At 43.2% G+C, this 26,312-nt stretch carries 18 protein-coding genes and 1 pseudogene; 6 read left to right on the top strand and 13 right to left on the bottom strand.

What is annotated here, in order from left to right; translation table 11 throughout:
• Window positions 1-35: 35 nt before the first annotated feature.
• Entirely contained in the window at window positions 36-659 is a 624-nt protein-coding gene (locus JMW90_RS05215; RefSeq protein ID WP_227691866.1) for an HD domain-containing protein, read from the top strand.
• Here the strand turns inward: JMW90_RS05215 and JMW90_RS05210 are convergent.
• From JMW90_RS05210 to JMW90_RS05180, 7 genes are all read right to left on the bottom strand, one after another.
• Window positions 637-1,242 (bottom strand): methyltransferase domain-containing protein, encoded by a 606-nt coding sequence (locus JMW90_RS05210; RefSeq protein ID WP_201562009.1) that lies wholly within the window; start codon window positions 1,240-1,242, stop codon window positions 637-639. The genes JMW90_RS05215 and JMW90_RS05210 overlap by 23 nt on opposite strands.
• A 121-nt stretch (window positions 1,243-1,363) precedes the next feature.
• On the bottom strand, window positions 1,364-2,032 hold the full coding sequence (locus tag JMW90_RS05205; protein WP_201562008.1) for a M48 family metallopeptidase: 669 nt from the start codon (window positions 2,030-2,032) through the stop codon (window positions 1,364-1,366).
• A 1-nt stretch (window position 2,033) separates the two neighbouring features.
• Window positions 2,034-3,584 (bottom strand): DUF1513 domain-containing protein, encoded by a 1,551-nt coding sequence (locus JMW90_RS05200; RefSeq protein WP_201562007.1) that lies wholly within the window; start codon window positions 3,582-3,584, stop codon window positions 2,034-2,036.
• A gap of 3 nt (window positions 3,585-3,587) precedes the next feature.
• A complete protein-coding gene (locus JMW90_RS05195; RefSeq protein WP_201562006.1) occupies window positions 3,588-4,751 on the bottom strand; it encodes an imelysin family protein in 1,164 nt (387 codons plus the stop codon).
• Between the two features lie 113 nt (window positions 4,752-4,864).
• The gene (locus JMW90_RS05190) at window positions 4,865-6,553 is read right to left on the bottom strand and encodes a di-heme oxidoreductase family protein (RefSeq protein ID WP_201562005.1); all 1,689 of its coding nucleotides are present in this window, start codon (window positions 6,551-6,553) and stop codon (window positions 4,865-4,867) included.
• 268 nt (window positions 6,554-6,821) lie between these two features.
• Entirely contained in the window at window positions 6,822-8,270 is a 1,449-nt protein-coding gene (locus JMW90_RS05185) for an imelysin family protein (protein WP_201562004.1), read from the bottom strand.
• A gap of 457 nt (window positions 8,271-8,727) precedes the next feature.
• The gene (locus JMW90_RS05180) at window positions 8,728-9,381 is read right to left on the bottom strand and encodes a YiaD family glycine zipper/OmpA-like lipoprotein (protein ID WP_201562003.1); all 654 of its coding nucleotides are present in this window, start codon (window positions 9,379-9,381) and stop codon (window positions 8,728-8,730) included.
• Window positions 9,382-9,977: 596 nt separating this feature from the next.
• On the opposite strand from JMW90_RS05180, the gene JMW90_RS05175 reads away from it, so the two are divergent.
• The 5 genes from JMW90_RS05175 to minE all read left to right on the top strand — a co-directional run bounded on the left by JMW90_RS05175 (window position 9,978) and on the right by minE (window position 14,702).
• Entirely contained in the window at window positions 9,978-10,946 is a 969-nt protein-coding gene (locus JMW90_RS05175; RefSeq protein WP_201562002.1) for an acyltransferase, read from the top strand.
• Between the two features lie 181 nt (window positions 10,947-11,127).
• Entirely contained in the window at window positions 11,128-12,243 is a 1,116-nt protein-coding gene (locus JMW90_RS05170) for a hypothetical protein (RefSeq protein ID WP_201562001.1), read from the top strand.
• Window positions 12,244-12,329: 86 nt separating this feature from the next.
• Window positions 12,330-13,208, top strand: a complete 879-nt coding sequence (minC, locus tag JMW90_RS05165) for a septum site-determining protein MinC (protein WP_201562000.1) — start codon at window positions 12,330-12,332, stop codon at window positions 13,206-13,208.
• A gap of 388 nt (window positions 13,209-13,596) precedes the next feature.
• Window positions 13,597-14,409, top strand: a complete 813-nt coding sequence (gene minD, locus JMW90_RS05160) for a septum site-determining protein MinD (protein ID WP_201561999.1) — start codon at window positions 13,597-13,599, stop codon at window positions 14,407-14,409.
• A gap of 2 nt (window positions 14,410-14,411) precedes the next feature.
• Window positions 14,412-14,702, top strand: a complete 291-nt coding sequence (gene minE, locus JMW90_RS05155; protein ID WP_201561998.1) for a cell division topological specificity factor MinE — start codon at window positions 14,412-14,414, stop codon at window positions 14,700-14,702.
• Window positions 14,703-14,882: 180 nt separating this feature from the next.
• Here minE and JMW90_RS05150 read toward each other — a convergent pair whose 3' ends face one another.
• The 6 genes and pseudogenes from JMW90_RS05150 to JMW90_RS05125 all read right to left on the bottom strand — a co-directional run.
• Complete coding sequence (locus JMW90_RS05150; RefSeq protein ID WP_201561997.1) at window positions 14,883-15,410, bottom strand: cytochrome b; 528 nt, start codon at window positions 15,408-15,410, stop codon at window positions 14,883-14,885.
• A gap of 85 nt (window positions 15,411-15,495) precedes the next feature.
• On the bottom strand, window positions 15,496-15,999 hold the full coding sequence (locus tag JMW90_RS05145) for a hypothetical protein (RefSeq protein ID WP_201561996.1): 504 nt from the start codon (window positions 15,997-15,999) through the stop codon (window positions 15,496-15,498).
• Window positions 15,996-17,006: a chemotaxis protein CheB gene (locus JMW90_RS05140; RefSeq protein ID WP_201561995.1), complete on the bottom strand. Its 1,011-nt coding sequence runs from the start codon at window positions 17,004-17,006 to the stop codon at window positions 15,996-15,998. Before JMW90_RS05140 ends, JMW90_RS05145 begins: the two co-directional genes overlap by 4 nt.
• Entirely contained in the window at window positions 16,999-23,958 is a 6,960-nt protein-coding gene (locus JMW90_RS05135) for an Hpt domain-containing protein (RefSeq protein WP_201561994.1), read from the bottom strand. The genes JMW90_RS05140 and JMW90_RS05135 overlap by 8 nt, the downstream gene beginning before the upstream one ends.
• Window positions 23,959-23,988: 30 nt before the next feature.
• Complete coding sequence (locus JMW90_RS05130) at window positions 23,989-24,963, bottom strand: CheR family methyltransferase (protein ID WP_201561993.1); 975 nt, start codon at window positions 24,961-24,963, stop codon at window positions 23,989-23,991.
• Between the two features lie 189 nt (window positions 24,964-25,152).
• Window positions 25,153-26,157 (bottom strand): annotated as a pseudogene (locus tag JMW90_RS05125) (methyl-accepting chemotaxis protein); the annotation flags it as partial.
• Window positions 26,158-26,312 lie beyond the last annotated feature (155 nt).

The raw sequence follows: 26,312 nt of genomic DNA, 5'->3' as shown, positions 1-26,312 counted from the left end.
CACAGGTGAGGTGTGAGCTAGGAAAGGATTTCTCGATGCACTTATCGGCGCTGAATGATGCTGTCACGCCAGTAGCAATTACAGAGCTTTGGCAGGATATCGCGACTCGCTATAGCGAGCCGCAGCGCGCTTATCATACCTTAGACCATCTCAAGCAACTATTTGGACAGTTTGAACAAATCAAACCACGCTTGCATGAGCCGCATCTCATCGCCTTAGCGCTTTATTATCATGATGTCATCTATGACCCAAGGCGCTCAGATAATGAGTTAAAAAGTGCAGAATATGCGATAGAAGCGTTAAGGTGCTCTCTAAGTGAGGATCAATGCCAACCTATCTACGCACTGATTATGATGACTGCCACTCATCAAATGGATACGTTGGCACATGAGGATAAAATCAGCGATGCCGCTTATTTACTAGATATGGACTTAAGTATTTTAGGTGCGCCTTGGTCTGAGTATGATCAGTATGCACAAGCCGTCCGTAAAGAATATGTACATGTAGCAAAAGAAAATTACCGCGTTGGGCGCATTGTGGTCTTGGAGAAATTACTCGCGCACTCATCACTCTATCTGACAGCGTATTACCACGAGCGGTTAGAGATGCAAGCGCGAAAAAACATTAAGCGTGAAATCAGTTTTTTACGCGCATCTTGATAAACAGCTCACTACCCTGCCGCGCAAGATGCGAGTTATAGCTCGGTTCCATGATTTCAATGTCAAAATAAGTCGCAAAACGCTGCTGATATTCTTCTTTTGTACCACCAAACGGCGGCTCCTGTCGTCCAAAGTCTCTATCAAATAGCAAACCAATCAGCTGACCATTTGGTTTAAGCAATCGTGCCATTTTCTCTACATACTCATCTCGGCGAGCAGGATTTATCGCACAAAAAAACGTCTGCTCAAACACCCAATCAAATTGATATTGCTCATCTGATAAATCAAAAAAATCTGCACAGATTAGCTTATCAGATGGAAAATCAGGATGACGCTCAGCAAAGTCTCTAATCGGTGCATAGGCAAAATCAACCAAAGTGACATTGGTAAAACCTTGCTCATACAAGTAGCCAACTTCATAAGCATTGCCTGCCCCTGGTACCAAGATAGCCTGATTTTTAGCGGCTTCAGCTAACTGGTCAATATAAGCCTTTAGTGGCGGCGATACCTGTCCCATATCCCAACCGATACTATCTTGCTCGTAACGCTGTTGCCAAAACTGAGCTTGATTAACATTTTCCATAAGACATCCTTGTCTATTTAACTTTATTTACATAATATTTTTATTAAATAAGACGATTTTTATCGTTATTAGTAATCATATCAAGCTTATCGACATTATTGAACCTACCTAAGTATTATTTCTAATCGAGTTGACCACCTTTGCCTGCCAGCATATTATGCCATTGCTGATAGTCAGGCATCGCTGTCGCAACCGTTTGCCAAAACGCAGCACTATGATTGGCATGATGTAAATGACACAGCTCATGGACGATGACGTATTCGGTACATTCAATAGGATAAGCAGGCAGATAAACAGACAGCCAAATACGGCGCGCGCGGGTATTACAACTTCCCCATCGCGTATGCATCTTTTTTAAGCGTATCTCATTGGCGTTCGCCCCGACAATCGGCTGCCACTTATCAAACAATACAGGGGTGACTTTAGACAGTGCTTGTCGATAGTAGGCTATTTTCTTATCGTGGCTTAAACTGAAGGATTGCGCTATGCCCCACAATAAAACGGGACTGTCAGCAACTGAATACTCGGACGAGGTGCTTTTTTTACGTTTATATTGTTCTAAAACTTGCGCGTGATTTTGTATCGCCCACGGCACTCGCTTAGTAATAGACTCTGCCACTTGTGCGGGGCTAATAAATGTGGGCACTGACACCATTAGTATATGAGGCTTTAAGCGAAAATTGATATTTTTGACACGCTTTTTGCTCACCTGCAGCTCAATACCTGCCTCAGACAAACAGTGAATCGCGCTTTGCAATAAGGGGCTATGATACTCAGGTGGCACATTCATATCATAGCGCTTGTAAATGGTTATCAAAACACATCATATGGCGTTTGCTGTCGTTGACGATAATATCTGACTCTAGCCCTGTCAAATCATTGACACCTAATACAGTCAATTGACCTTGCCCATCACTAACGATAAAGCGAGATTCTTTATTTTTACGATGAGTGCTATTATCAGCCTCTATCTGACTGCTATAAACAGATGCCCCTGCACAATCTGGCAAACTGACAGCATCCATCAATGTACGGCTGGTGAGGTCAAATAGTGCCGCACAGCCACCTATCGGGGTGGTTACACATAACAAGTTGCATTCACTATCAACTGCCACGCTGGCGATATATTGATGAAAGCGTTGCCACTGATTATTGGGCATCGTCAAAGGAGTAAAATCGATGTCGCCGCGCTTATGGGTCAAGACCAACGGCACATTGATATGCTTCTCACCTTGAAACTGAATCCCAATCATCACCGTCTCATCATCGTGCATCGCCAAATGACGCACACTCATCTGATTGTGTTCAGGAGTGATTTGCTCAAGCAATGTGCCATCATAGCGATTTAGATAGACCAATGAGGGACACATAGTATCAAGGTTCAACTCCTCGCGTGAGGCTTGCTCGGTTTTGATACCGCCATTGGCAATGACCAAAGTCTCGCCATCTGGATGCATAATAAGCTCATGCGGACCGATACCGTACGAGTCAAACTCTGCTACTTTTTTATAACCGCTATCAGCGGCATAAACACCGATTTTGCCATCTAAACTTAGCGTGTCATTTTCAGTCACATATAATATTGAGCCGTCCAAGCTATAGCAAGCATGACCATAAAAATGACGATTGCTTGCAGCACTAATAGCAAATATTACTTGTCCTGTCGCCGTATCAAGCACCCAGAATTTTTCACTAGGACGACGACCCATGACCACTACATCACGATTTTTATGATTATTTAGATGATCGTTGACCGTACTGTCTTTATCGCTAAAGACAGGTTGAACGACAATATCATGGACGCGCTCAGGCATGGTGGTTTGCCATACTAACTCTCTATCGGCATCGACACCGACCACGCCAAAACCGCTTTCTTTTTCATCATTTATCAATGAGATATTTTTTGGCATAGAAGTGACGCCGCTGACCCAGCACACACGACGAGCAAGCATCGTAGTTTTATGCATTACACTAAAATCATTGGCAGCCAAACCACTGCCACTGTTCTGCTCATGATTGACTGGCAGACGATACGCTTGTTGCCATGCAGACGCTGCCTGCTGGCAAGCATAGCGAAAACGCGTGAGCGTTGACTTCGGAGCAGCAGCTGATTGCAAAGCATTCAATTGAGTATAAATGCCAGTGACATAATCTTGTACGCGAGCATCGGCTAGGCGCTGCTTACGATAACGATGATGAATACCGACGAATGTTGCCGTACCAAGCGCTGTCAATAGTGAGGTTGTCAGCAGCTCATGGCTAAACGGTTTCGCTTTTAGCTCATACGACTGCCTATTATTTTTATTCACTGAGACCTTTTGACTCGCTTTGATAATAGCCATTATTTAATCACCGTCGTTACTGTTAAAGCCGACACGGAGACCAAGTGCCGGAATCAATTGACGCTTAATTAAGCGCGTAACGCTCGTAAGATGATCAAATAGCTCTTGCTGCGTGGCTTTGTCGGCAGTGGCTAGATCTTCTGGCATTTGCGCCAATAGTGTCGTGGTATCAGCGAGCGCAGTCGATAGATTGTCAGCCACGTCATTTTCACTATTGCTGCCCAAGATAGCAGTCAGTACCGGATCGGTCATGGCTTTATTTAAAGTCGCTAATTTTGCATTGATAATCGCACGGCTTTGCTCTGCGGTCGCGGCTGGTAGATGACCTTTCGCTTTACCACTCAAACCTAATGGTTGCTCAATAGCATTGGTCTTCATAGTTTCAAGCAATGATAGCAGAGAATTAAACCATTGGTTCAATCCTTGGTCGCTTTCAGCAGTTTTGTCAATTGCTAATAGCTTAGTCGCATTTTGTTGCCAGTTTTTCTCGATATCTTTTAAACGTGTGCTCAGTGCACTACTCGCGCTTATAACATACGCACACTGACCCGAGTCCAAGCTGTCATTGGCATAAAGCACTTCTTCTAATCCTGGCACACCTTGAACAATTGCGCTTTCATTGGTCAACTGCTCAGCGGTCAGTTTTGGATTGGCGGTGATAAGGTCTGCAACGCCCTTGTGTATCAGACCACGTTCGTCAGGATAATAGTTAATGTATAGATTGCTCATACTGGCAGTCGCAGGACCGAAATTGACCATCTCGGCATTTGCCCATGCTTGCGCTAATACTAACCATTGATCGCGCAGCGCTTGCAACTCGTCACCGGTTACTGGTGCTTTTTGGCACTGCTTTTGTGCCAAATCATGCAACAAATCACTTTGTTTCGCCGCATCCGTATACGCTGGAATGACAATATCATTAGCCACATGGGTTAAATACGTTTTCCCCACCTCAGCACTAATATCCACAGTAACTATCTTTTCAGCATTTTTATCTGCACTACCATTAACCGTGGCATTCTCGCCAGTTTTTGGCGCAGCGCTGCCTTGTTCAACTTGGCTATCTACTTCAGCCGCTTTATTGTCATCAGCAGGTTTGACGCAGCTAATGAGTATTCCCGCACTTAATGCCGACAGTGCCATTGCTAAAGCATGGTTTATTTTCATAAGTTTCTCAGTAATATTATTAATAATTATTTAGTGCGTTATGTCTCTCATTTGATAAAGCGGATAACCTTATCAAGCTGTTATTCAGTCATTAAAATTAAGTAATAAAATTATTATAATGATTGTAAGAACGCATTTAATTCAGCACGCCCTTGTTTATCTAGCTTCAACACTCTTTGCTGTTGTTTTTTTGCTTCACCGCCATGCCACAGTACCGCCTCCATCAGCGTACGCGCACGTCCATCATGTAAAAACGTCGCTTGTGAATCAACCGTTTGGGCAAGTCCAATACCCCATAAAGCCGGCGTACGCCATTCATACGAATTTGCCAAAAACTCAACCTGCAAGTCTTTTGCCGGTAGCTTGCCAGCGATGGTGCGATCCGCAAGATCATCACCCATGTCATGTAACAACATGTCTGTATAGGGATAAATCACTTGTCCATGCTGCTCAAGATGATCATCAGCAGTTTTTGGTAGCTGATATCTTGGCGTATGGCAGCTTTGACAGCCCATATCATAAAAGCGTTTTTTGCCAGCCAGTACCAGCTTATCGTCAGCATTACGGCGATGCGGTACTGCCAAATTACGAGTATAAAACTCTACAAATTTTGCCACTTCATCACTAACTTCAACCGGTGATTTACCGCTACCTTGCTCATCCGCGCCCGTTATCGCATTCTTACAAGCGGTTTGCGTTGGCATGCATGATTCATGTGGGCGAATATTTGACGTCAAACCCATATCTTCATTAAAAGCACTTTGGTTTTGGGTAATCAGCTCGGTTTGCCCCGCTTTCCAGCCGAAGCGCCCTAAGGCAACTTTACCCGTTCGCGGGTCCATGGCCACATTGAATTTACCTGTAATATCATTGCTATTTTTATGATTGCTAACCGCTTGTTTTTTAATATCAGCATCTGGTATTTGTTCGAGCAGCCCAAGCCCGATCATCGGTAAAGCAACGCGTGGCGATACCATGAGCGCCTCATCAAACGCACCATAACCTGGATTGGTTAAGTTAAAGGTCGGCGCGCGCAAGGTTTCCACATATCCATCGGCAAAGGTAACCGGCTTGTCTGTCCACTTTACAGCTATTCTTGCTTCGGCCGGCACGCCTTGAATACCGCGGTCTTGCAACTGACCACCATACATAGGATGAGCGACTTTTTCGATGAGCGAGCTTTTTAACTGTTGGCGTTGCTCGTCGGTAGTGGCTGGCATCGCCAAACGAACCAGTAAGCTGTCGGCATCGTCATCGGCGTTCATCGGAGCGTGACCACGTCCATCTTTTACATGACATGACTGGCAGGCAGCAACGTTGAATAATGCGCCAAGACCATCACGGCTATCGGTGCTGGCGGGCGCAATCACCCACGGCTGACGAAAAAACGCATTACCAATAAAAAAATTGCCTTTGCGAGATGCGGTGATATTTGATGAAGGTTTAGAGTAGCTCTCACTACTGGTAATACTGATACCCGTATCACCGCCTTGCTTGATCTCCTGCGCATCAAAGCTTGCAAGCTGCTGCATAGGTACGCCAGCTAATGCCTCAATCGTCTGAGCACGTTCAAGAGTCAATGCCTGAGATTGTGAGTGCTCTTGAATTTTGCGGTTATTTTCAGCGCTATCATTAGCAACGTCTGTACTTGGCTGACAGGCACTGATTGACAGGGCACATACAAGCGCTAGCGATAGTGTCGACGGCGCAGATATGGGCGTAGATGTGGTTATAGACTTGGATATAAAAGAAGAATAAATCGCGGGACGTGGCTTGGCTTTGAAAGCTTTTTGGATGTGCATAGAGTACCTTAGTTCTAGTATAGAACCATTAAAATCGCGTGCTATAAAGTTTTTCACTTCTAGTCGATAAGTGGCAGCGGCACACTGACTTACCTGGCTATTTTAATACACTATAAAAAAACACGGTGCCAAGCAAAATTGACAACGTGTTTATTATACCTACATTATTTTCTTATGAAAATAATTCTCATTCAATGATAGCGACTCATCAGGCACTATCAATCCATCAATGCAATGCTCGCTGTTAAGCCAGTAGATTAGTGACGAGTTAAAACTGCGAACCTGCATCTGCATCTAAATTGTCAATACCGACGGCTTTTGCGGCATTTTCAATACCAGCTGTCAGCTCTTGCAGACTTGTGATACTGGTTTCAATCCAACCGCGGCGCTTGTTTTGCTCTTCAGCCGTCACACCCTGTTTACTCGCCTGTCCTACGGTAGCAATCATCTGATCAATCTTGATGTTTTCTTTTTCACCTTTTTCAACAATGACATTAAAGGCCGCTTCTACTCGTGCAAAGTCAGCCGCTAGCTTATCCGCCGCTTCAGTGTTGCCTGTATCGACAAGATAGTTTTTGAGCCCGTAACCACCTATTGTTTTGCCCGCGACTGTTTTGTAGCTGCCATTAAAGACATTTTGGATACCGCGAGCGTTATTGGCGTAGCTTAAGTGTGTCAAGTCACTAAAACACTCATGCTCATCTTCAGTAGAGCCAGTGACGAACGCTACTTGGATGCGCTGAGAGGCAAGCTCCCCAAGTGCTAAGCTGCCCATTTGATACATAATTTGGCGCAGACTATTGCTATCCTTACGTGCCATCATGTCGCTACGTAAGGTATTTTCACTGTCAGGTTGCCACTGCGCTTCCATCGCGGTCAAATCATCAACCAGTAGTTGAGTTGCTGCTTTTAAATACTGTCCACGGCGCTCACAGATATTAGCCTCAGGATTGACACTCTCGCCGCTAGTACATTGACCATCTGTCGTGAGGTAGTCACTGAACGGGCGATTACCAGCACCTTCAGCGACGCCATTGGTATCTTGACCCCATAGCATAAACTCAATAGCATGGTAGCCTGTGGTCACATTGGATTCACTACCACCAATCTCATTCATCTCTGCGAGCAGCTCAGGGGCGATGGTACTGGTATCTTGCTTGATACTACCAACGCTAATGCTATCGCTATTAATGATGTTATCTTTGCTATTGTACTCGCCTTCATAGTCAGCACTTACGTAGTCAATCAAGGCTTCATCTAAAGGCCAAGCATTCACCTGCCCCTCCCAGCTGTCCGTGCTGTCAATTTTACGTTGGTCATTGGCAGTCACAAAACCTTCATCGAATCTAAATACTTCAGTCTGTGAGTAGGGCTGGCGCGCGGCTTTATAAGCGGCTTTTGCGGCATCCAAATTTTCTTGTGTCGGGGTTTCTACATAAGTATTAACGGCGCTCTGTAAAAGCTTTGCGGTCTCTAACGAATCTTTGTATGCAGCATTCGCCATATCCGCGTAGCTAATAAGCAAGCGATCCATATGAGCTTGATCAGCTGCTGATGAAGTTTTGCTAGCTGTCTTTTCTGCGGTTTCAACTGGCGTATCTGTGTTCGCTTTTTCATCAGACTGTTTGCTACAACCTGACACCATCAATATCCCTGCCAGTGCAGCAGCTAAAGTAGTCGGTAAGATTTTACGGCTTGTCACTGTCATGATATTCATAGATGTCCTTGATAGGCTACAACAAAATAAAGAAGAGATAAAATAAATCTTTCACATCGATACTAGTACTAAAAATAGGCAAAACCAGCACTATGTCGGCATTGAAATATAGTCGATCCTAAATAAAAGAAGTACAAATGTTATAAAATACTACTAGGGTTAATTTTTCTTGCTTGCTGTGCCTACGCAGACAGAAGCTGCGAATAATTAACCCCATTAGTTCTGTACCTTTTTAAAAGTGGATTACCTATAGCTTGATTATAGATACTAGCAATTATCAGCTTGCTTTTAAAAACTAAAAAAACAAATATCTGCAAGATAAATGCATGGGAATTATAATGTTATTGATAACTATTATCAAATATAATTTCTAAATAGAAGATAGATTTTAAGCGAAAAAAAGGCCAGCTTTATGCTGACCCTTTTTAGATATTAACTGTTAGCTAATCATTTAAAATTAACGAACGCTTTGTGGTGCGTTAACGGTTAGCTCAACACGGCGGTTTTGTTGACGACCAAACTCGCTATTGTTATCAGCAACAGGACGTGACTCACCATAAGCAACTACATTGATACGGTTAGATGATACGCCACGTGCACTTAAGTAGTTCGCTACTGCATAAGCACGGTCACGTGATAACTTCGTGTTATAAGCATCAGTACCTTTGCTGTCTGTATGACCAGCAATAGTGATGGTGTTTTGGTTATACTCATTCATCGTCGAGGCAAGCTTTTCAAGCGTTGGCTTAAACGAGTTGTTCAAAGTCGCATCATCAAACGAGAAAGTGATGCTACCTGGCATAACTAAGTCAATGTTACCATTAGCGTTTGGTGTAACTGTCACACCAGTACCCGCCATTTGTTGCTCAAGCTGACGAGCCTGACGCTCCATATAATAACCAACGCCAGCACCCAATGCAGCACCAATAGCAGCATCACGACCCGTTTTATCACCACCAGTCGCTTTTGAGATAGTGGCACCACCTGCAGCACCAGCTAGAGCGCCGATCGCAGACTTGTTAAGACGTTGTTGTCCAGTGTTAGGATCAGTCACACAGCCGGTAAGAGCCAAGCCTGAAGCGATTGCTGCAACCATTAATGTATTACGCATAATATGTCCTCTTAAGTTGAAAAAATAATGTTACTTTTATGACAGACGCCAATGACAAATCAGCCATTAACCATATTGTTTGGGTATTCATAAACACTAAAAACATTATGGCAATCTCATGCTCATTCTGTGTAATATTTTGTCACATCTATGTATGAGAAGTGCATAAGTGTTGATAAATACCACTTTATTAAATTCATAATTTGCTATCGCAAGTCATGTTTACAGCCGTACACTCTACTCTTTTCTGATAAAATCACTCAGCAACATTACAAGAACCAGACTAAGTATCCCATCACTCAAATGCTATTTTATTGACAGTCAGTGCTAAAGAGCAGAAAAGAAATAACGCTACATAGAGGACTCTTTACTTATCAAAGCTTTATTTATGAAGGGCTATCGTCAGCTATTAGCATTAGCGATGTCTGTAGACTAAGTGACTATAGCTATATTATCAAAAAATCATAATAAGTAAAAAACCAACTTAGCACGTCGTTTTTATTATTTGCAAGATAAGCCTTTGTGGCTATGTAATGTTAGCAATACTTAAAACATACTATTGATATACTTATAAAATTAACAGAGAGGAATGGGGCATGCGCCTGAACGCCACCATGCAAAAACTCCATCAACGCGCCCCAAAGTTGGGCAAAGCGGTTTCGCTAGCAACGGCAACGGGTGTCATTGCTGCCAATAGCTTCGGTGGTAGTATTCCCTTGTGGTTGATGGGTATGGGCAAAATTATCACTGGCGCGCCCATTGCAGATCAAACGGTGATTAAAATTACCAATCACTGGATTAGCAGTAACAATACCTTAATAAACAATCTCTTACCACGTAAAGACTGGCGCATTACTCTACCTGATGACGTTCATATGCATGGCAAATATCTGCTGGTCAGTAACCATCAATCTTGGGTTGATACCAGTATTGTGCAGTACATTAGCGAAAAACGCTTACCCCTCACGCGATTTTTTACAAAATTTGAGCTGATTTACATCCCAATTGTTGGTCAGGCTTTTTACTTTTTAGATTTCCCGATGATGCGTCGTCACTCTAAAAAAGCGGTTGCTAAAAATCCTGCTTTAAAAGGTAAAGATATTAAGGAAGCGAAGCGTGCTTGTGCATTGTTAAAAGACAAACCTTTTACGTTGTTGAACTATTTAGAAGGCACGCGCTTTACGAAAGATAAGCATGATAAGCAGAACTCGCCTTACGTCCATTTGTTAAAACCACGAGCTGGCGGATTGTTGCTAGCAATCAGCGCCTTAGGTGAAGACATCGACGGTATCTTAGATATGACAATTGTCTATCCTGATGGGGTACCAACTTATGGGGATTTGTGGAAAGGTAATATCAAACGCTTAGGCGTTGATGTGCGTTATATAGAGATACCTGATGATTTATTTGCCGGTGTTAAAGCTGGTGGTTATGAGAACAATGAGGCGATCAAAGCACAAATGTTTGATTGGGTAGAGCACATATGGCAACAAAAAGATCAGCGTATCAGCACTATGTTGGCTAAGTTTGAAACCAATCCTAATGCTGACAATCCGAGCAATTAAAATGACAGGATTCTTTGAAAAAAGATAAATGGCAAAATACCAAATTATAATGGTTGATGGCTTGTTTTTTGGCATTATTCATTGATAATGTGAATGACCATTATAACGCTTTGTCGATTTGGTCGTGATTGGCGTAACACCAATCATGACTGCTGCCATTTATTATTTATAAGGACTGACTGTGCCCGCCTCTTCCACTACTCGCCCGCCTATAGAGTCAACGTCCACGCTCAATCAGTCCTCAGTAGGGTCCGAACGACCAACAGGGTTACCAGAGACGCCGCCTGTAAGACCAAACCGTCCTAAGCCAAATCGCTTAAAGCTCACTTATGATATCGTGATGATTATAGTCATCAGTATTGATTTATTGCTAATCAGTACCGATGCCATCTTAATGAGTACTTTTAGTAGCGACGCGGCAAATTGGCTTGGAATTTCTAGTCAGTTGATCTGGTATCAAAGTAATATCCATGATTCATTACGCACTGTGGGTGGCTTTTTTACCTTGTTCTTGATTGCAGAGCTGCTATTACGCTGGGCAATTGCCATCAAAGAAAACATCTATTACCGTTGGTTCTTTTTCCCTTTTGTACACTGGTATGAGGTATTAGGTTGTTTTCCACAATTGCGTGCGCTGCGATTGTTTCGCGTTGTGATTATTGGACGACGACTATATCAGCTGGGCTATCAAGTATTACCGCAGCCATGGATCAATAGAATCAACTTCTATATCGATGTCGTACTGGAAGAGTTGTCTGACCGTGTCATTTTAACGACGATTCAGACCTTTCGCCAAGAGCTTACAGACCCTAAGAGACAAAAATCTTTTATAGAATCTACCATTGCGCGAAACCGTGAAGAGATTGAAGCCGCCATCCTGTCATTACTGCGTAAAGAGCTGACGCCAAAGCTACAAGCACTGACCGAGTCAGCAGGTGGCGGCGCTATCATCGCTAGTGAAATGGGTAATGCAATTCAAGAAGGACTTGCCAACACGCCAGAATTGCGTCGCTATCTGCGCATGATACCTATTGCGGGTAGCTTGATTGAAGCACAACTACAACATGTGGGTCATAATGTTGGCGAAAACGTGGTTAACGCGCTCAACGAGCGTCTGCTTGATGCCGAACGTCTTGATGCGTTGATGGTCGCTATCGCCAGCGGTATTGCTCAAATCGATACCGACAATCCGGCACTAGACCATCTCATTGCTAGCATTATCGATGATGGTCTGACAGAATTTGAAGCACAAATAAAAGTTCAACAGTGGAAGCACCAAGACTTGCTTAAGTTATAAAACCTTTAAAGCTTTAAAATAATGATTTTATAAGAAAAATATCACCACGAATACAGCATTATGACCACTTTTTGAGGATGTAGATTATGACCATTGCAGACCATGACAACCATACTGACACGGCGCCTGACACGCCTGCTTTAGCTTTTTATGGCAAAATGCTGACCTTTTCGCGGGTGCAGTTTAGTACCGATGACTTTGTGGCGATTGCTGCTCAATTACAAAGCACGCTGAGCAATAAGAGCAGTCATATTCCTGTGTTGATTGATAGCGATGTTGAGCAAGATTTATCAGCATTGGTAGAGCTTCTGTGGTCTTGGGGTTTGCAGCCTATCGGCGTGGTGACAGGGCTACTTGACGCGCAAGCACGCGACTTACGCTTGGCAATATTCCCAGCAGACGGCAAACGTATTGAGCGCATATTACCCAACAAAAAAACCGTCACGCAGCTAAGCCAAGTCCCTGCCTCTACGACGGCTGCTACTGATAATAATGAGTCTAAGACGGATAACGTGAGTGCCCATCAAGCGGTGCAAAAAAGCGCGGAAATGCAAGCTGCTTCATCTGTAGAAACCGCAGAGACCCTTATCAGTGCTGAGCATATTACCAGTCTTATCTATGATCAAATGCTGCGCTCAGGACAAAGTCTCAATCATGTCGGTGGCGATTTGATTTTGACCAACAGTGTTAATAGTGGTGCTGAAGCCATCACGGATAACAATTTGCACGTTTATGGTCGTGCTCAAGGGCGCTTGGTTGCAGGTGCTACTGGCGATAAAGACGCCCGCATTTTTTGCCAAGTCTTTAACCCCTCCCTAGTGTCAGTCGCCGGTACCTATTGTTTACGCGACAATCTGCCTGAGCATGTGATTGATAAGTCGGTAGAGGTACGATTTTTAGAAGGTCAGGGCTTGGTATTTACGATCATCGATGAATCTCAAATTAATAAAGGTGTTAAACCCTAGTTATTTATTCAAACCCTAGCTATTTATATAGGTACTTTTACGTTTAAAGAGTAAATATGTCATAAACCCTTCTAATTCATATTGTAGTAAGTTTATTTAACAAAACTGCGCTATGATGAATTTTTAGCTCTGCCACTATTTACCATACCTGCGCGCGTATATATGAGTTAGGTCATCGCTTAATTTTATATCTCAGCCGTTTGTATGCTTTAATAGAGACTTGCTATAAGTTCTGCTAGATTTATGCTAGGCTTACGCTCGCAGAGAGTATATACACAGTGTATGGACAACCAACAAATATAATGCTTTATATATGATATATATGCTGTTTTATATAACAAACATCTCATCAATTCATCAATTCATCAATTTATAGGAGTGTGCCATTGTGGCGAAGATTGTTGTAATCACTTCGGGTAAAGGCGGTGTGGGTAAAACCACGACCAGTGCTTCTTTTGCCGCCGGTTTAGCATTACGTGGCTATAAGACAGTTGTTATCGATTTTGATGTAGGCTTGCGTAATCTAGACTTGATTATGGGCTGCGAAAATCGAATTGTTTATGACTTTGTCGATGTTATCAATGGTAGCGCACGCCTATCACAAGCGCTTGTTAAAGATAAGCAATTGGAAAACCTTTATATTCTTCCTGCCAGTCAAACGCGTGATAAAGATGCGTTAACAGACGAAGGTGTGGCAGAGATTATGGAAGAGCTTTCTAAGCAATTCGATTATATTATTTGTGACTCACCTGCAGGTATCGAACGCGGCGCGCAGCTCGCCATGTATCATGCGGATGAAGCCATCATCGTTACCAACCCTGAGATCTCATCAGTACGTGACTCAGATCGTATCATTGGTATCTTACAGAGCCAGACGAAAAAGGTGGCTGAAAACCAAGGTTCTGTACGTGAGCATCTAATTATCACACGCTACAATGCAGAACGAGCAGCAGCTAACGAGATGATGGATATTGATACTATCTCAAATGATATCTTGAAAGTGCCCTTACTTGGTGTTGTTCCTGAAAGCCACTCTGTGCTTGAAGCCTCTAACCATGGTGAGCCCGTGATTCACTATACCGACTCTATCGCTGGTCAATGTTATGATGATATTGTCGCTCGCTTCTTAGGTGAAGAGCGTCCGCTACGTCATATTGATGCGAAGAAAAAGGGTTTATTACAGCGCTGGTTTGGGGGTTAATAATGAGTAAGAAGAAAGGATTTTGGAGCAGCTTATTCGGCACGGATGACAATAGCAACGCAGGCAGTGCCAATATGGCCACTGAGCGCTTAAAAGTTATTGTCGCAAGTGAAAATCGCTTGAGCAATCGCTTGACCGCAGACCGTATCGAAAAAATGAAACGTGAAATACTGGAAGTGGTAAATAAGTATGTCAACGGCGTGCAGATTGATGATGTCAATATCAATCATCGTTCTGAGGACAGCTTAGACGTGCTTGAAATGAATATAAATTTACCTGAGCATAAAAAGTAGATTTATTGACATAGTAACATCTATTTTTTATCACCAAAAAAAGCCCTTTGTATGATACTCAGGGCTTTTTTGTGGGTGTATTTTATGATGTTGTCAGTATAAAATATAGTTAATACATTTTAAAAGGCTACAGCACTGCTGGTATAAATTCTAACGTGTTTTGACGACATTAATAGCCTATTACTTAATACGTGCTATAAGATTGTCTTTCTTCACAAACTGATGATATAAAGCTGCACCGATATGAAGCACAGTAAAGGCGATAATCATTGGCCAGATGATATCGGTATGCCAGTCATTGAAGAGTCGGGCTAACCCTCTATCTGGGGTCACAAATACAGGTATCTGAAATATACCAAATATATCAACCGGACGACCGCCATACAAAGACATCAATAGTCCTGCTATCGGCATCGCAATCAGCAGAGCATAGAGTGCAAAATGCGATAATTGGGAGAGTAACATTTGCCATTTCGGCATCACTACTGCTGGTGGTGCTTTGCTAAAGAGGCGATTAATGACTCGCGCTATCATCCAAAATAACAAGCTAACCCCAAAAGCTTTGTGTAGACCAATATAGAGCTTGCTATCAAGATTGTCATATAAAAATATCATGGTCCATGTGATCAGCAATAAAATCGCGCTAATCCAGTGAAAAAATCGACTAGCAAAGGACCATTTTGTCAGGTTTGAATGGGTATTATTCATAGCTTTACTGTGTCACCTTTGTCGCTACTGATTGCTTAATAAGCGCTTAAATATAGATATAGACAGCAACTACCTACTGAGCAAACTAGCCGTCTACATCTACCAATTGATGCGCAATTTTATCCAAATCCGGTACCAAATACAGCGTATCATCAATCATGACCGTCTGAAAAAGGTAGGATAGCACAACCTCTTCTTGCACATGTTCACTAACCGTAGCGATATTGCTATTCGACTCGATAAAATGCTCAGGTAGCTCAACATCTTTTACATCAGAGATACGTGCCTGTAGTTGGCGCAACTCACCTAAAGTCTGTAAAGCAATACGATGGGCTGAGGTATTTCCTTCCAATACCACTATCTTGTCTGGGGTTTGATGACTCGGTAACATGTGGAATACGGCGATCTTTTGCTGTTGCCACTCATAAATTGACGCATATTCGCGATACTCATCTACAGCCAAAATCAAACTACTGGGAACAAGCCAATCAGGCTGATCAAGCGCTGGAATGATCGTCACATCGAGCATACCATTAGTGGTAGTCAGTAAACTTACTGCCTCAAATGAATGTTTTAACATCTGTCTCATAAGTCGCTCACAATAAATGAATGTGGAGTGTCGTTTGCTGCTCTATCAGCAATATAGTCGGTCAGCTTTTCTGCCAATGCTTGAGGACTGCCGATAAAGGTACAATATCCTGAGTCAATGATGGCCTGTGGCTGACTGGGACAAGTACTCAAACTTGGGTCTTGCGCCCATAATTGACTGTCATTATCTTGAATCAAATCCAAATACTGCGTGCCATCGTTGCCCATACCTGAAAAGATAATATTTATTAGCTCACTGCCATAAACATCGCTAGTATTTTTGAGAATCTGACCAATAGCAGGTTTATAATCCCCTACCCAAGCCTGATCCAATAAGATGATGCGACCGGTTGAGTCACAGACAATTTGTTTGTCGATAGGGGCAATCAGACATTGTCCCGTACGCAGGCGCTGCGAGGAGGTAATCATCTGGCAGCGCCAGTCATTATGGCGATTTAATATACGTGGCAAAGTGCTAATCATGGTTTGATTAAAATGATGCGCCAATAAAATACTTATCGGCAACGTGGGCGATAAGTGATCTAAGAACGCTTTTACCGCACTAGGGCCACCCATAGATGCCCCTAAGAATACCACATAGTGCCAATCACTGACCTCATCCCTATAGATAGAATTATCGACAAGCGTAGGTAAGGCCAGCATTTGCGCAAGCTTACGTTTGAGTTTACGTTGCCATTTAGCGTACTGCTGTGCCTCATTAAGATAAGGCGCTTGACTAAACCCGACCAACACCGCTACAGAATTGGAGGCAGCTGTCATGGTCGCTAGATGCTCATCGTAATCACTATCTATCAACCAGATATCGATAGCGCTTTCATAACCATCAAACTTATCTTGCAACTGCGTTGGTGTGACACAATCCACCAGATAAAAACCACAGCTATGCACCGTATCAGAAAAAGCCATCCGCTGCTGATGATCTTCTGCCACCACCAGCACTTTAATCTTACTTTTATCTTTTAGCGCCAAGGCACGTATGTTATCCATGATAAGTTAGATGGACCTTTTCATCCAATAAACTTTGGATTTTATCAAGCAGCTGGTTTTCTTGGAAAGGCTTACCCATATAGTCATTTACCCCAATCTCAAGGGCGCGCTCACGATGCTTTTCACCCGTACGTGACGTAATCATAATAATAGGCAGATGCTGCAAGCGTCCATTATCTCTAACTTGGGTAGCAACCTCAAAACCGTCCATGCGCGGCATTTCAATGTCGAGTAGCATTAAGTCAGGCGTCATCTCTTGTAGTATCTCAAGCGCATCGATACCATCTTTAGCAAGCACAACATTGAACCCTTGACGCTCTAAGAATCGTGATGTTACTTTTCTCACTGTGACTGAATCATCAACGACCAAGATCGTGGTATTAGATTCCACGTTTCTTTGTTTAGTAACTTTAGAATGCGTGACGTCCTTGACCAAAGCCGCGTTACGCATCAAGGCTATCAAGTCTAGAATGAGCATCACTGAGCCATCGCCCATAATGGTGGCAGCTGAGATACCGGATAAATTTGAGAACTGTTGCCCCAAAGGTTTTACCACCACTTCAATACGTGAGCCCGCTATTTGATCCACCTGTAAGGCCATATTCTGACCACTGCGGTTTTTGATGATGATGAGCGGCACGCTGGTATTGGTATTAACAACCAGCTCATTGAGCTTATTACCGGACAAAATCTCATTTAAATAACGTACATAATAATCAGTATCTTCAAAATTGAGGGTCGCCTCGCCCGATTGATAATAATCATAAACTTTTTCTGGATTGATGCGTACAACGCGTTCAATCTGCACCAAAGGTATGGCATAGTAACGATCAGCTGCTCGAACCACCAAAGCATCAGACACAGCAACTGTTAATGGTACACGTATGGTAAAGCTCGAACCTTTGCCAAGCTCTGATACCACAGATACGGCGCCGCCTAGCTGACGAATCTCACTGATAACAACGTCCATACCGACGCCGCGCCCTGATATTTGAGTGACCTGTTTGCTGGTACTTAGACCGGCATTAAAGATATATTGCATGATATCAAGGTCGCTAAGATTGCTATCGTTGGCGTCAATCAAACCTTGAGAGATGGCCTTTTCACGTACAGCCTCTACGTCAATACCTTGCCCATCATCATCTAGCAAAATGACAATCTCACTTCCTTCACGTAGCACTTCAAGCGTGATTTGACCGCTGCGCTCTTTACCTGCTGCAAGCCTTGCTGCCACATTTTCGATACCATGATCAACCGCGTTACGTAACATGTGCTCAAGCGGTGAGGTAATGCGTTCTAGGATGGTTCTGTCCATCTCGTCATCAGCATTGATAATTTTTAGCTCAACCGACTTGTTCAGCTCATTGGCCGTTTGGCGCACGATACGCTCAAGCCTTGGTGTTAATCGGGTGAAAGGCACCATGCGTGAGTTCATCAAGCCATCTTGTAGTTCAGTCTGCGTCCGCGATAGCTGGAGCAATAGACTTTCACTGTCACGCGTTTTCTCTAACAAGGTGTGGTTAATATCGACCAAATCCGATGCTGACTCTGTCAAAGATTTTGATAGCTGATTTAAAGAGGAGTACTGATCCATCTCTAGCGGATCAAAGCCTTCATGATTGACCAGTTCTTCATCAATTTGCGATAAAATCTGCGCCTCAAGCTCAATCTCCATACGGCGCAACTGATCGGCTAGACGCTGTACGGTAGTGCCCATCTCTTCAATACTGGTGGTCAAGCTACTGATACCCATATCGATACGAGCACGGTTAATCGCCGACTCACCTGACAGATTAATCATATGCTCAATCAGGCCACCTGAGATACGAATCATCTCATTATTATTGGCATTTTGTTCTTGCTCAGTCGTATTGTTAGCCATCAGCGGCATGGCACTGATGTCTTTTTGGATATAGGTAGCCTGTTGTTTTTCTTTAGCAATTGAAATCGTTTCACGCTGAGTTTGCAGGGTTTCTGTTGGTATCTGCTCTAAGCTATCAGGATTTTCACTAAATTGCTGTAATGCCTCAATCAGCAAACTAGGTGTTGGTGGATTAACTTGCTGCGATAGGATAAACACAGCGTCTGCCAACCAGTCATAACAAGCAACCAGTAACTCCAATACTTTTTTGGTCGCAGGGCGGCGCTGAGCAACAAAGTCTTGATAAACCGATTCCATTTCATGAGCTAGGTCAGCAATACCAGTAGCAGTGACCATACGTGCGCCACCTTTTAAGGTATGCAAGTCACGCTGTAGTGCTTGCAGCGCAACCATATCATCAACATCATTTATGAATAACTGTAGACACTCATTACCATTGGTGAACGCCGCTGCTTCTTTTAAGAACACCTCTAAAACATCAGGGTCAGGTAACCCATCCGCCCATGATTGCTGGATGATTCTATCTAAACTTAACGTATCTGCCACATTTGCTACATGTTGGGCATCTTGATTGGCAAAGATTTGAGGCTCAGCTGCCACATGGTTATTTGGCATAGGTACAATAAGCTGAACCGTTTCTGGCAATACTTGTGCTTTTAAAAACTGTTGTAATTGAGCCATCAGCTCAGGCGCAAAAAACGATTTTTGATAGCGTACAATATGTGCTACCTGCAGTGACAGGGTATCTTGTACCACTTGCATAATCTCAAGCCACTGCGCAGTTGGCTCGCGTTTAGATTCTACAAACGCCTCATAAACGCTTTCTGCTTCATGCGTCAAGTCGCCAATACTACGGATACCTGCCATAAGCGCACCACCTTTGATGGTATGCAAATGGCGTTGGAGTACCTTTAAGGTATTGATATGGGTGATGTCTGCACGCCACTTACTAAAGCTATCGACCAGCGCATCATCAAGCTCTTGCGCTTCTTCTAAGAAGATTTCTAATAGCTCAATGTCAGTATCGATGGTTTCAAGCTCTAACTCAGGCGCGGCAACACTTTGCACAGCAGCCTGTTCTTCATTGGCTATATTTTTATCACTTTGATTATTGTCTTGTACGATATTGTCTTGCGCGATACTAGCTTGCCCAATATTGTCCTGCACGATATTGTCCTGCACGATACTAGCTTGCCCAATATTGTCTTGCGTAATGCTCTGCAACCGCTCAAGTACCTGCTCATCAATTTTTAATGACGTACTGCCTGCTAAGGCATCAAATAAACCGACTAACTGCGCATGACCTGCAAGGAGAATTTCTTGGATATCAATATCTGCCGCTTCTTTAGGATACTGACTCAAATAACGATAAGCATTTTGCAAGGCATCAAGAATAGAGACGAATTTTGGAAAGGCTTGTGCTTTATCAGTCAGATATTTAATTTGCAAGATTTGCTCAGCGATATAGGCTTGAATTTGCTCCATATCAGTGCTGTTAAGCGCTTCATCTAATTGCCACTCTGCATCTAATAACTCATCGATATTACCATTTAACAAGTCATTAATCGTTGGTTTATTTTCAGTACCTGCCTCACTATCATCATCTTGCTCTTCAAGTAAAGCCTGTAACGATGCAATGTCCTGCTCGCTTTGCATTCGCTCTGCCGACACATCCTGCTGATACGCCTGTTGTTTATAATTACAGAGATAACCATCAATAAGCGTGACAGATTGAGCCAGAGCAGTTAAGTGGCTGGCATTCATCGGTATATCCTGCTGCTGTAGAAGCTCTAGGCTTTGCTCTATCGTTGCACTCACGTCGCTAATGGCAGTCAACGCACTAGAGCCAGAAGCCGCTCGCAAGGTATGGAATGCGCGTACAATCTCGTCACTGACCTCGACATATGGCTCATTTTGATGATGATTTACAAAATCATTGACACCTTCTAACAACTCCTCTGCCTCTTCAATAAAGATATTAAAGAACGCCTGCTCTTCTTGACTTTGAGGCATCAAAATAACTGGTGCTTCTGCCATCTTTTCATTTATCAAATGTATCGTCTGTAAGGTTCGATCAATTGCTTTATCATGATCTGACTCTTGAATATGCCTATCTAAATCAGCGTGCAGTGTCGCTTGCTCAAGAGGCTGTGACCATTGACTATATAACGCACTGTAGCTGAACTCATTACCTAACTGCTTGCTGTAAGCGTTGGCACAGGCAACCCACAATGGCACCATAGTAGGATAGTCATGGCTTTCATTTTCAAAAGTCATCAATAACTCAGGATACACAGCCAATACATCGCCAATAATTTGCTGTATATCGGCTGAGGCAATAATACTCTTATCCAAAATGCGGTTTAGCATGTTTTCTATAGACCATGCTAGCTCAGCACTATAATGAGCACCGACCATGCGACCAGAGCCTTTTAGGGTATGAAAGCCACGGCGTATGTCTGTTATTTCGGTCAAATCAGTAGGTAGAAGCTGCCAGCGCTCATATAAAGGAACAATTTCGTCCAAGACTTCGTTGGCTTCTTCTATAAATATCTCTTTGATATCAGGATCAGCATCGTTTGCATCTGTGGCTAGCGACTCTGCCTCTAAGATAAATGGCTGCAATACTAAAGGTAGCTCTAAAGCTGCCAATGCATCCAATGCACCCAAAGTATCTGTTGGCTCAGCGACTGAGCTTATGGCTTGCGAGTGTAAATCATGTTCAGATATACAACGATCTGATACAGAGTCAGATTCTTCAATATCAGCTGTTGATGATGTCGGCGCAACCGCTACCAAACCCGCATTAAGCGGTTGCTGAGTCATCAAATTATGGCTTTGTAGAAGAGTGATAGCAGGATCAAAGCTTGGTGGTTGCTGTGCCGCAAAGTCGACTAGCATAGCTGGTAGACGTTTGGTTGTTTCTGTTATTAAGGTAACCACATCATCCGTTACCGGTAAGGTTTTATTCAACAAACAATTGAGCAGGTTTTCGATAGACCATGCCATCTCGCTGATGCTACTAGCACCAACCATACGTCCTGAGCCCTTTAAGGTATGGAAACCACGACGTAGTTCAGTTAATGGCGTTAAATCTTGCGCGTCTTCTTGCCATATTGGTAAAAAGTCTTCTAAATCAGTAACTATCTCTTCAACTTCTTCAATGAATATTTCTCGGATGTCTTCATCGATATCGAAGTTATCCGGCTTAAGCTGTTGACGCATCTTCAATAACGCTTGGCGGTCCTCTGTATCTACAGCGTTCTCATTATCTAATAGTGAATCAGTCAACGTCTCAGTACCAAAAGATGGCTCAGTAACCGGTGCAATCTCACCGCTGTCGTCATAGCGCATGACATCGCTGGCTGCTGCTTTTTTCGTGAGGAAAGTATCGTTAATCGTTTCAGGCGCATGAATATATGCATCCAGTAGCTTGGTTGCATTATCAATATAGGCATTTGCTTTTTCTAGTAATACGTGATCAAAGAACTGCTGCGCAAGATAATCCAGTAATAGCTCAATAGCGGTCAAGCTTTCTGCCAGCGCTTGGGTAACGTCCCAGCTCAATATTGCAATTTTATGAGTATGTATCTGTACAAATATATCGGCTATCTTATCGGTTACTTCACCAATCAATGGCAGTCCCATGCTATTAAAAGCATGGCTCATGCTCGTAAAATCTGTCTGATCTGGTAATAGCTCCAACTGTTGGCGCTGTATATAGTTATGAAAACCTTGCTTGATTTCTTCAGCAGCAATACGCAACTCGCGTAAATCTGCATTATCAGAACCAACATATAGGCTGGTTTCTGGCTGTAAGTCATCATCGATGCTACCAGAAACAGTGAATGAAGCAGCCTCACCAATTTTGATAGAAATGATTTGCTCTGTCGTATAGACAGCGCTATACACTTCTTGTAGCTGACGTTCAATCTGCCATTGTTTTTGAGCAAAATCTTGGTCTAATGAGAGGCTATGCTCTATATCAGTCGCAATAGAAGCAATTTGTGAGGCAAATAACGTCCAACCACGATTTTTAAGTTGGTTACTTATTCTAGCTAAAGGCTTTAACAAAGTCTGAGGCTTATCAAGCGCAAAAATAAGCGTTTCAATCTCACTCAATATACGGGGTAAGAAACGTACTTCAGCGTCTGTCTGCATACCACCATTTAATAAAGATTGAGCATTATCACTATTATTGATAAGACCGCTCAATTCGATATAAATATGATTGATGAGACTTTGAATCTCGTCTGTCGATCGCTCAAGCGGATGTTGAGGACTATCTATCAACTGATCCAGCTGACTTAATATCCCTGCATAATACTTCGGTAGCGGTATTTCATTTTGCCCAAGATCATGTAGCCACAGCTCAGCCAGATACCACAGACGCTGCACATCAGCTTCTTGCGCTGTTTGCCATAGATAGTGACCAACCTTTTCCAGCACAGTCAAGATAGCAGGTTTATTCATATTGGCAGCCAGTAGTTCTTGCGTCTGTTGGCGCCAAACCACTAGCAATTGCTGATGTTGTTGGTTATCTAAATCTGACACAGCCATACTCATGGGTGTAGTTATGTCAATATCATCATAATCCGATAAACCAGCCAAATGGCTGCCTATAGCAAATGACGGCGTATCTATAAGCTGCTCTGTTGCTATGCCCAACTGCGATAAGAATTGGGCCAAATCAGTCAGGGTCTTATTCATTAAAACAGCATGATATCTACCGGTTCGCACATAGCGTTCCAGCTCACGCTGTAACACTCTATGAGCAATCTGCCCTATTCTAGCTCTCTCAGCAGGCAGATTTGTATATGAGCTATCATTATCCAGACCCTCAAAAACAGTAACTTCTGCCAATAGGCTGAGCTTATTCGCTAAACTTGCCAGAGTAGGCAGATTAATCATGATCAGCGCGCCAGCAATCTCATGATAGTACTGTGCCGTTTGCTTATCATTAGCGTGCACTGCCTCTAATTGCCAGCCATTAGCTACCTGTGACAACTGCTGATTAAACAATGGCAATAACCACTCGAGCGTTACCATGTCATTGGGCTGGTTTTTCATAGATTCATCCTGACTCTTTTGGGCGCTAATTTAGGCACTGATTTTTTGCCACGCATTGATCTGTGGGTGCGCAATACGGCGCATATTTGAAGGACGCCAAAATAACGCCTCACCTGGAGCCAATATAATATAACCGCCTAAGGCGCATTGATTTGATAATCGAGCCAAAATATCACGTTGATCAAATTTGCGAAAATATAGTAGGACGTTTTGACAAACAATCACCTGCTGTAAATGCGCGGTAGGCGGTTTTTCATCCATAATGTTGTGTAAAGCAAAGCGAACCTGCGATTTTAGCGTTGCTGTGATCTGCCAGTAGGCATAGCTACTACTTACGATGTCTTTATTTATACAAGTGTGACCAAAACCTGTGTCGTCAGCGATGTTTTTTGGTTGTAATGGTTGCACAAACTGCTGACAATATGGCGGGATTAATGAGTGTTGTTTATCATCATATTGACCTAAGCGCGCCTTTGCTAGGACTTGTTGACTGACATCAGTACCCAAGATCGTATAATTGCTCAACTGCTTTGCGGCCAAACTCATTGCCAGTGACCACGTCTCTTGTCCACTCGCGCAGCCCACACTCCATATCCGAAACAGCTCACTAACATCATCCGTTGTAAGCTTACTGCGCTGATGCTGTACTGCACATTCTGTGACAAAATCTATAGAAGGCATGTGACGAAAAAAGCGGCTTTCATGAATCAATACTTTATCGACCAAACACTGGCGCAGCTCATCATTGAGCGGCAACTGCTGCCATAACTGAACAGTAGTCAATCCATAAGACAATGCCGTCTGAACGACCGCGTTTTCCAACCAATTGCGTTGGATACTGGGTAAGATAAAACCAATCTCACACTCTATATAGCGTTGCCATTGCTTGGCATCAAAGTCATGGTCATAGCGTATCATTTTCGCATTCTCTGGCATGAAGCTTTCTATTGAGGCAGCTTCAATGATATGAATGCTATTACTGTCTTTTTGAATATGACGATTCATGTGACCTGCTATTACTGTTGCTGCTCCAAATTTTATAATGTCTGTTTAAAGCAGTAATTTGGTCAACATTTCCATAGAAAAAATCATAAATGCTATCGACAATTATTACATACTGGTTGAAAATCTATCATCCGTATCAATATATTCATGGTCCATGCTGTCATGATCCAACTGCTCATCATCATTAGATACCTTAAAGCCGGTGACCGACTCTTGTAGTGCAGCCGCCATTTCACTAAGCTCACCAATAGAGCGTGCTGTCGCCATCGTACCAGAAGACGTTTGAGAGGTGATATCTTGAATGATGTTCATGGTATGAGAGATATGACCTGCTGACTCTGCCTGTTGCAGAGCAGCATTTGAGATATTTTGAATAAGATCAGCCAGTGTATTAGAAACCGACTGCACCTCTTCTAGAGCCTCACCAGCATCTTTTGCCAGACGCGCACCACGCACGACCTCAGAAGTCGTCGATTCCATCGACATAACCGCTTCATTGGTATCTGCCTGAATGGTTTTTACCAGCGTTTCAATCTGCTTGGTTGCATTTGCTGAACGCTCAGCAAGACGCTGAACCTCATCAGCAACGACTGCAAAGCCTCGCCCTGCCTCACCTGCCATCGATGCCTGAATTGCCGCATTCAATGCTAAAACGTTGGTCTGGTCAGCAATATCATTAATCAAACCAACGATATCACCAATTTCTTGCGAAGACTCACCAAGGCGTTTGATACGCTTTGATGTCTCTTGAATCTGATCACGGATAACGTTCATACCTTCAATAGAGCGTTGTACAACTTCTGCTCCATTATAAGAGATGGCAACCGAACGCTGTGCAACTGTTGCAGATTCTGCAGCGTTATTTGAAACTTGATCAATTGACACCGTCATCTCATTAATAGCGGCTGATACACCAACGATTTCTTGTGCTTGGTGTTCAGATGCTTCAGCAAGCTCGACAGCATTCATCTGCGTTTGCTCTGAGGACTGCGAAACGCGATCAGCGGTACTGTTAATAACCAGTACTAATTGACGTAATTGGTCAATGGCGAAGTTAACAGAGTCGGCAATTGCACCAGTAAAATCTTCTGATACCGTCGCATTGACTGTCAAATCGCCATCTGCTAAATCGCCCAACTCATCAAGTAGGCGCAAAATAGCAATCTGGTTACGTTCGTTTTCTTCTTGAATTTGGCGTGCACGTTCAGACTCAGATTCCGCTTCTTGGCGACGACGCAATGTCTCTTTTTCGATCAGTAAACGCTCTGAGCCACCCCTCTGTTGTAATAACTGGTATAAGGAAAATAAGATACCCAATACGCCCAGTACAAATACAATCACTGGCACTA

Source organism: Psychrobacter glacincola (genome assembly GCF_904846215.1).
In the GTDB taxonomy this organism is placed as follows: Bacteria; Pseudomonadota; Gammaproteobacteria; order Pseudomonadales; family Moraxellaceae; genus Psychrobacter; species Psychrobacter glacincola.
The sequence above is the reverse complement of the archived record's forward strand: the minus strand, read 5'-3'. Positions and strand labels throughout refer to the sequence as shown.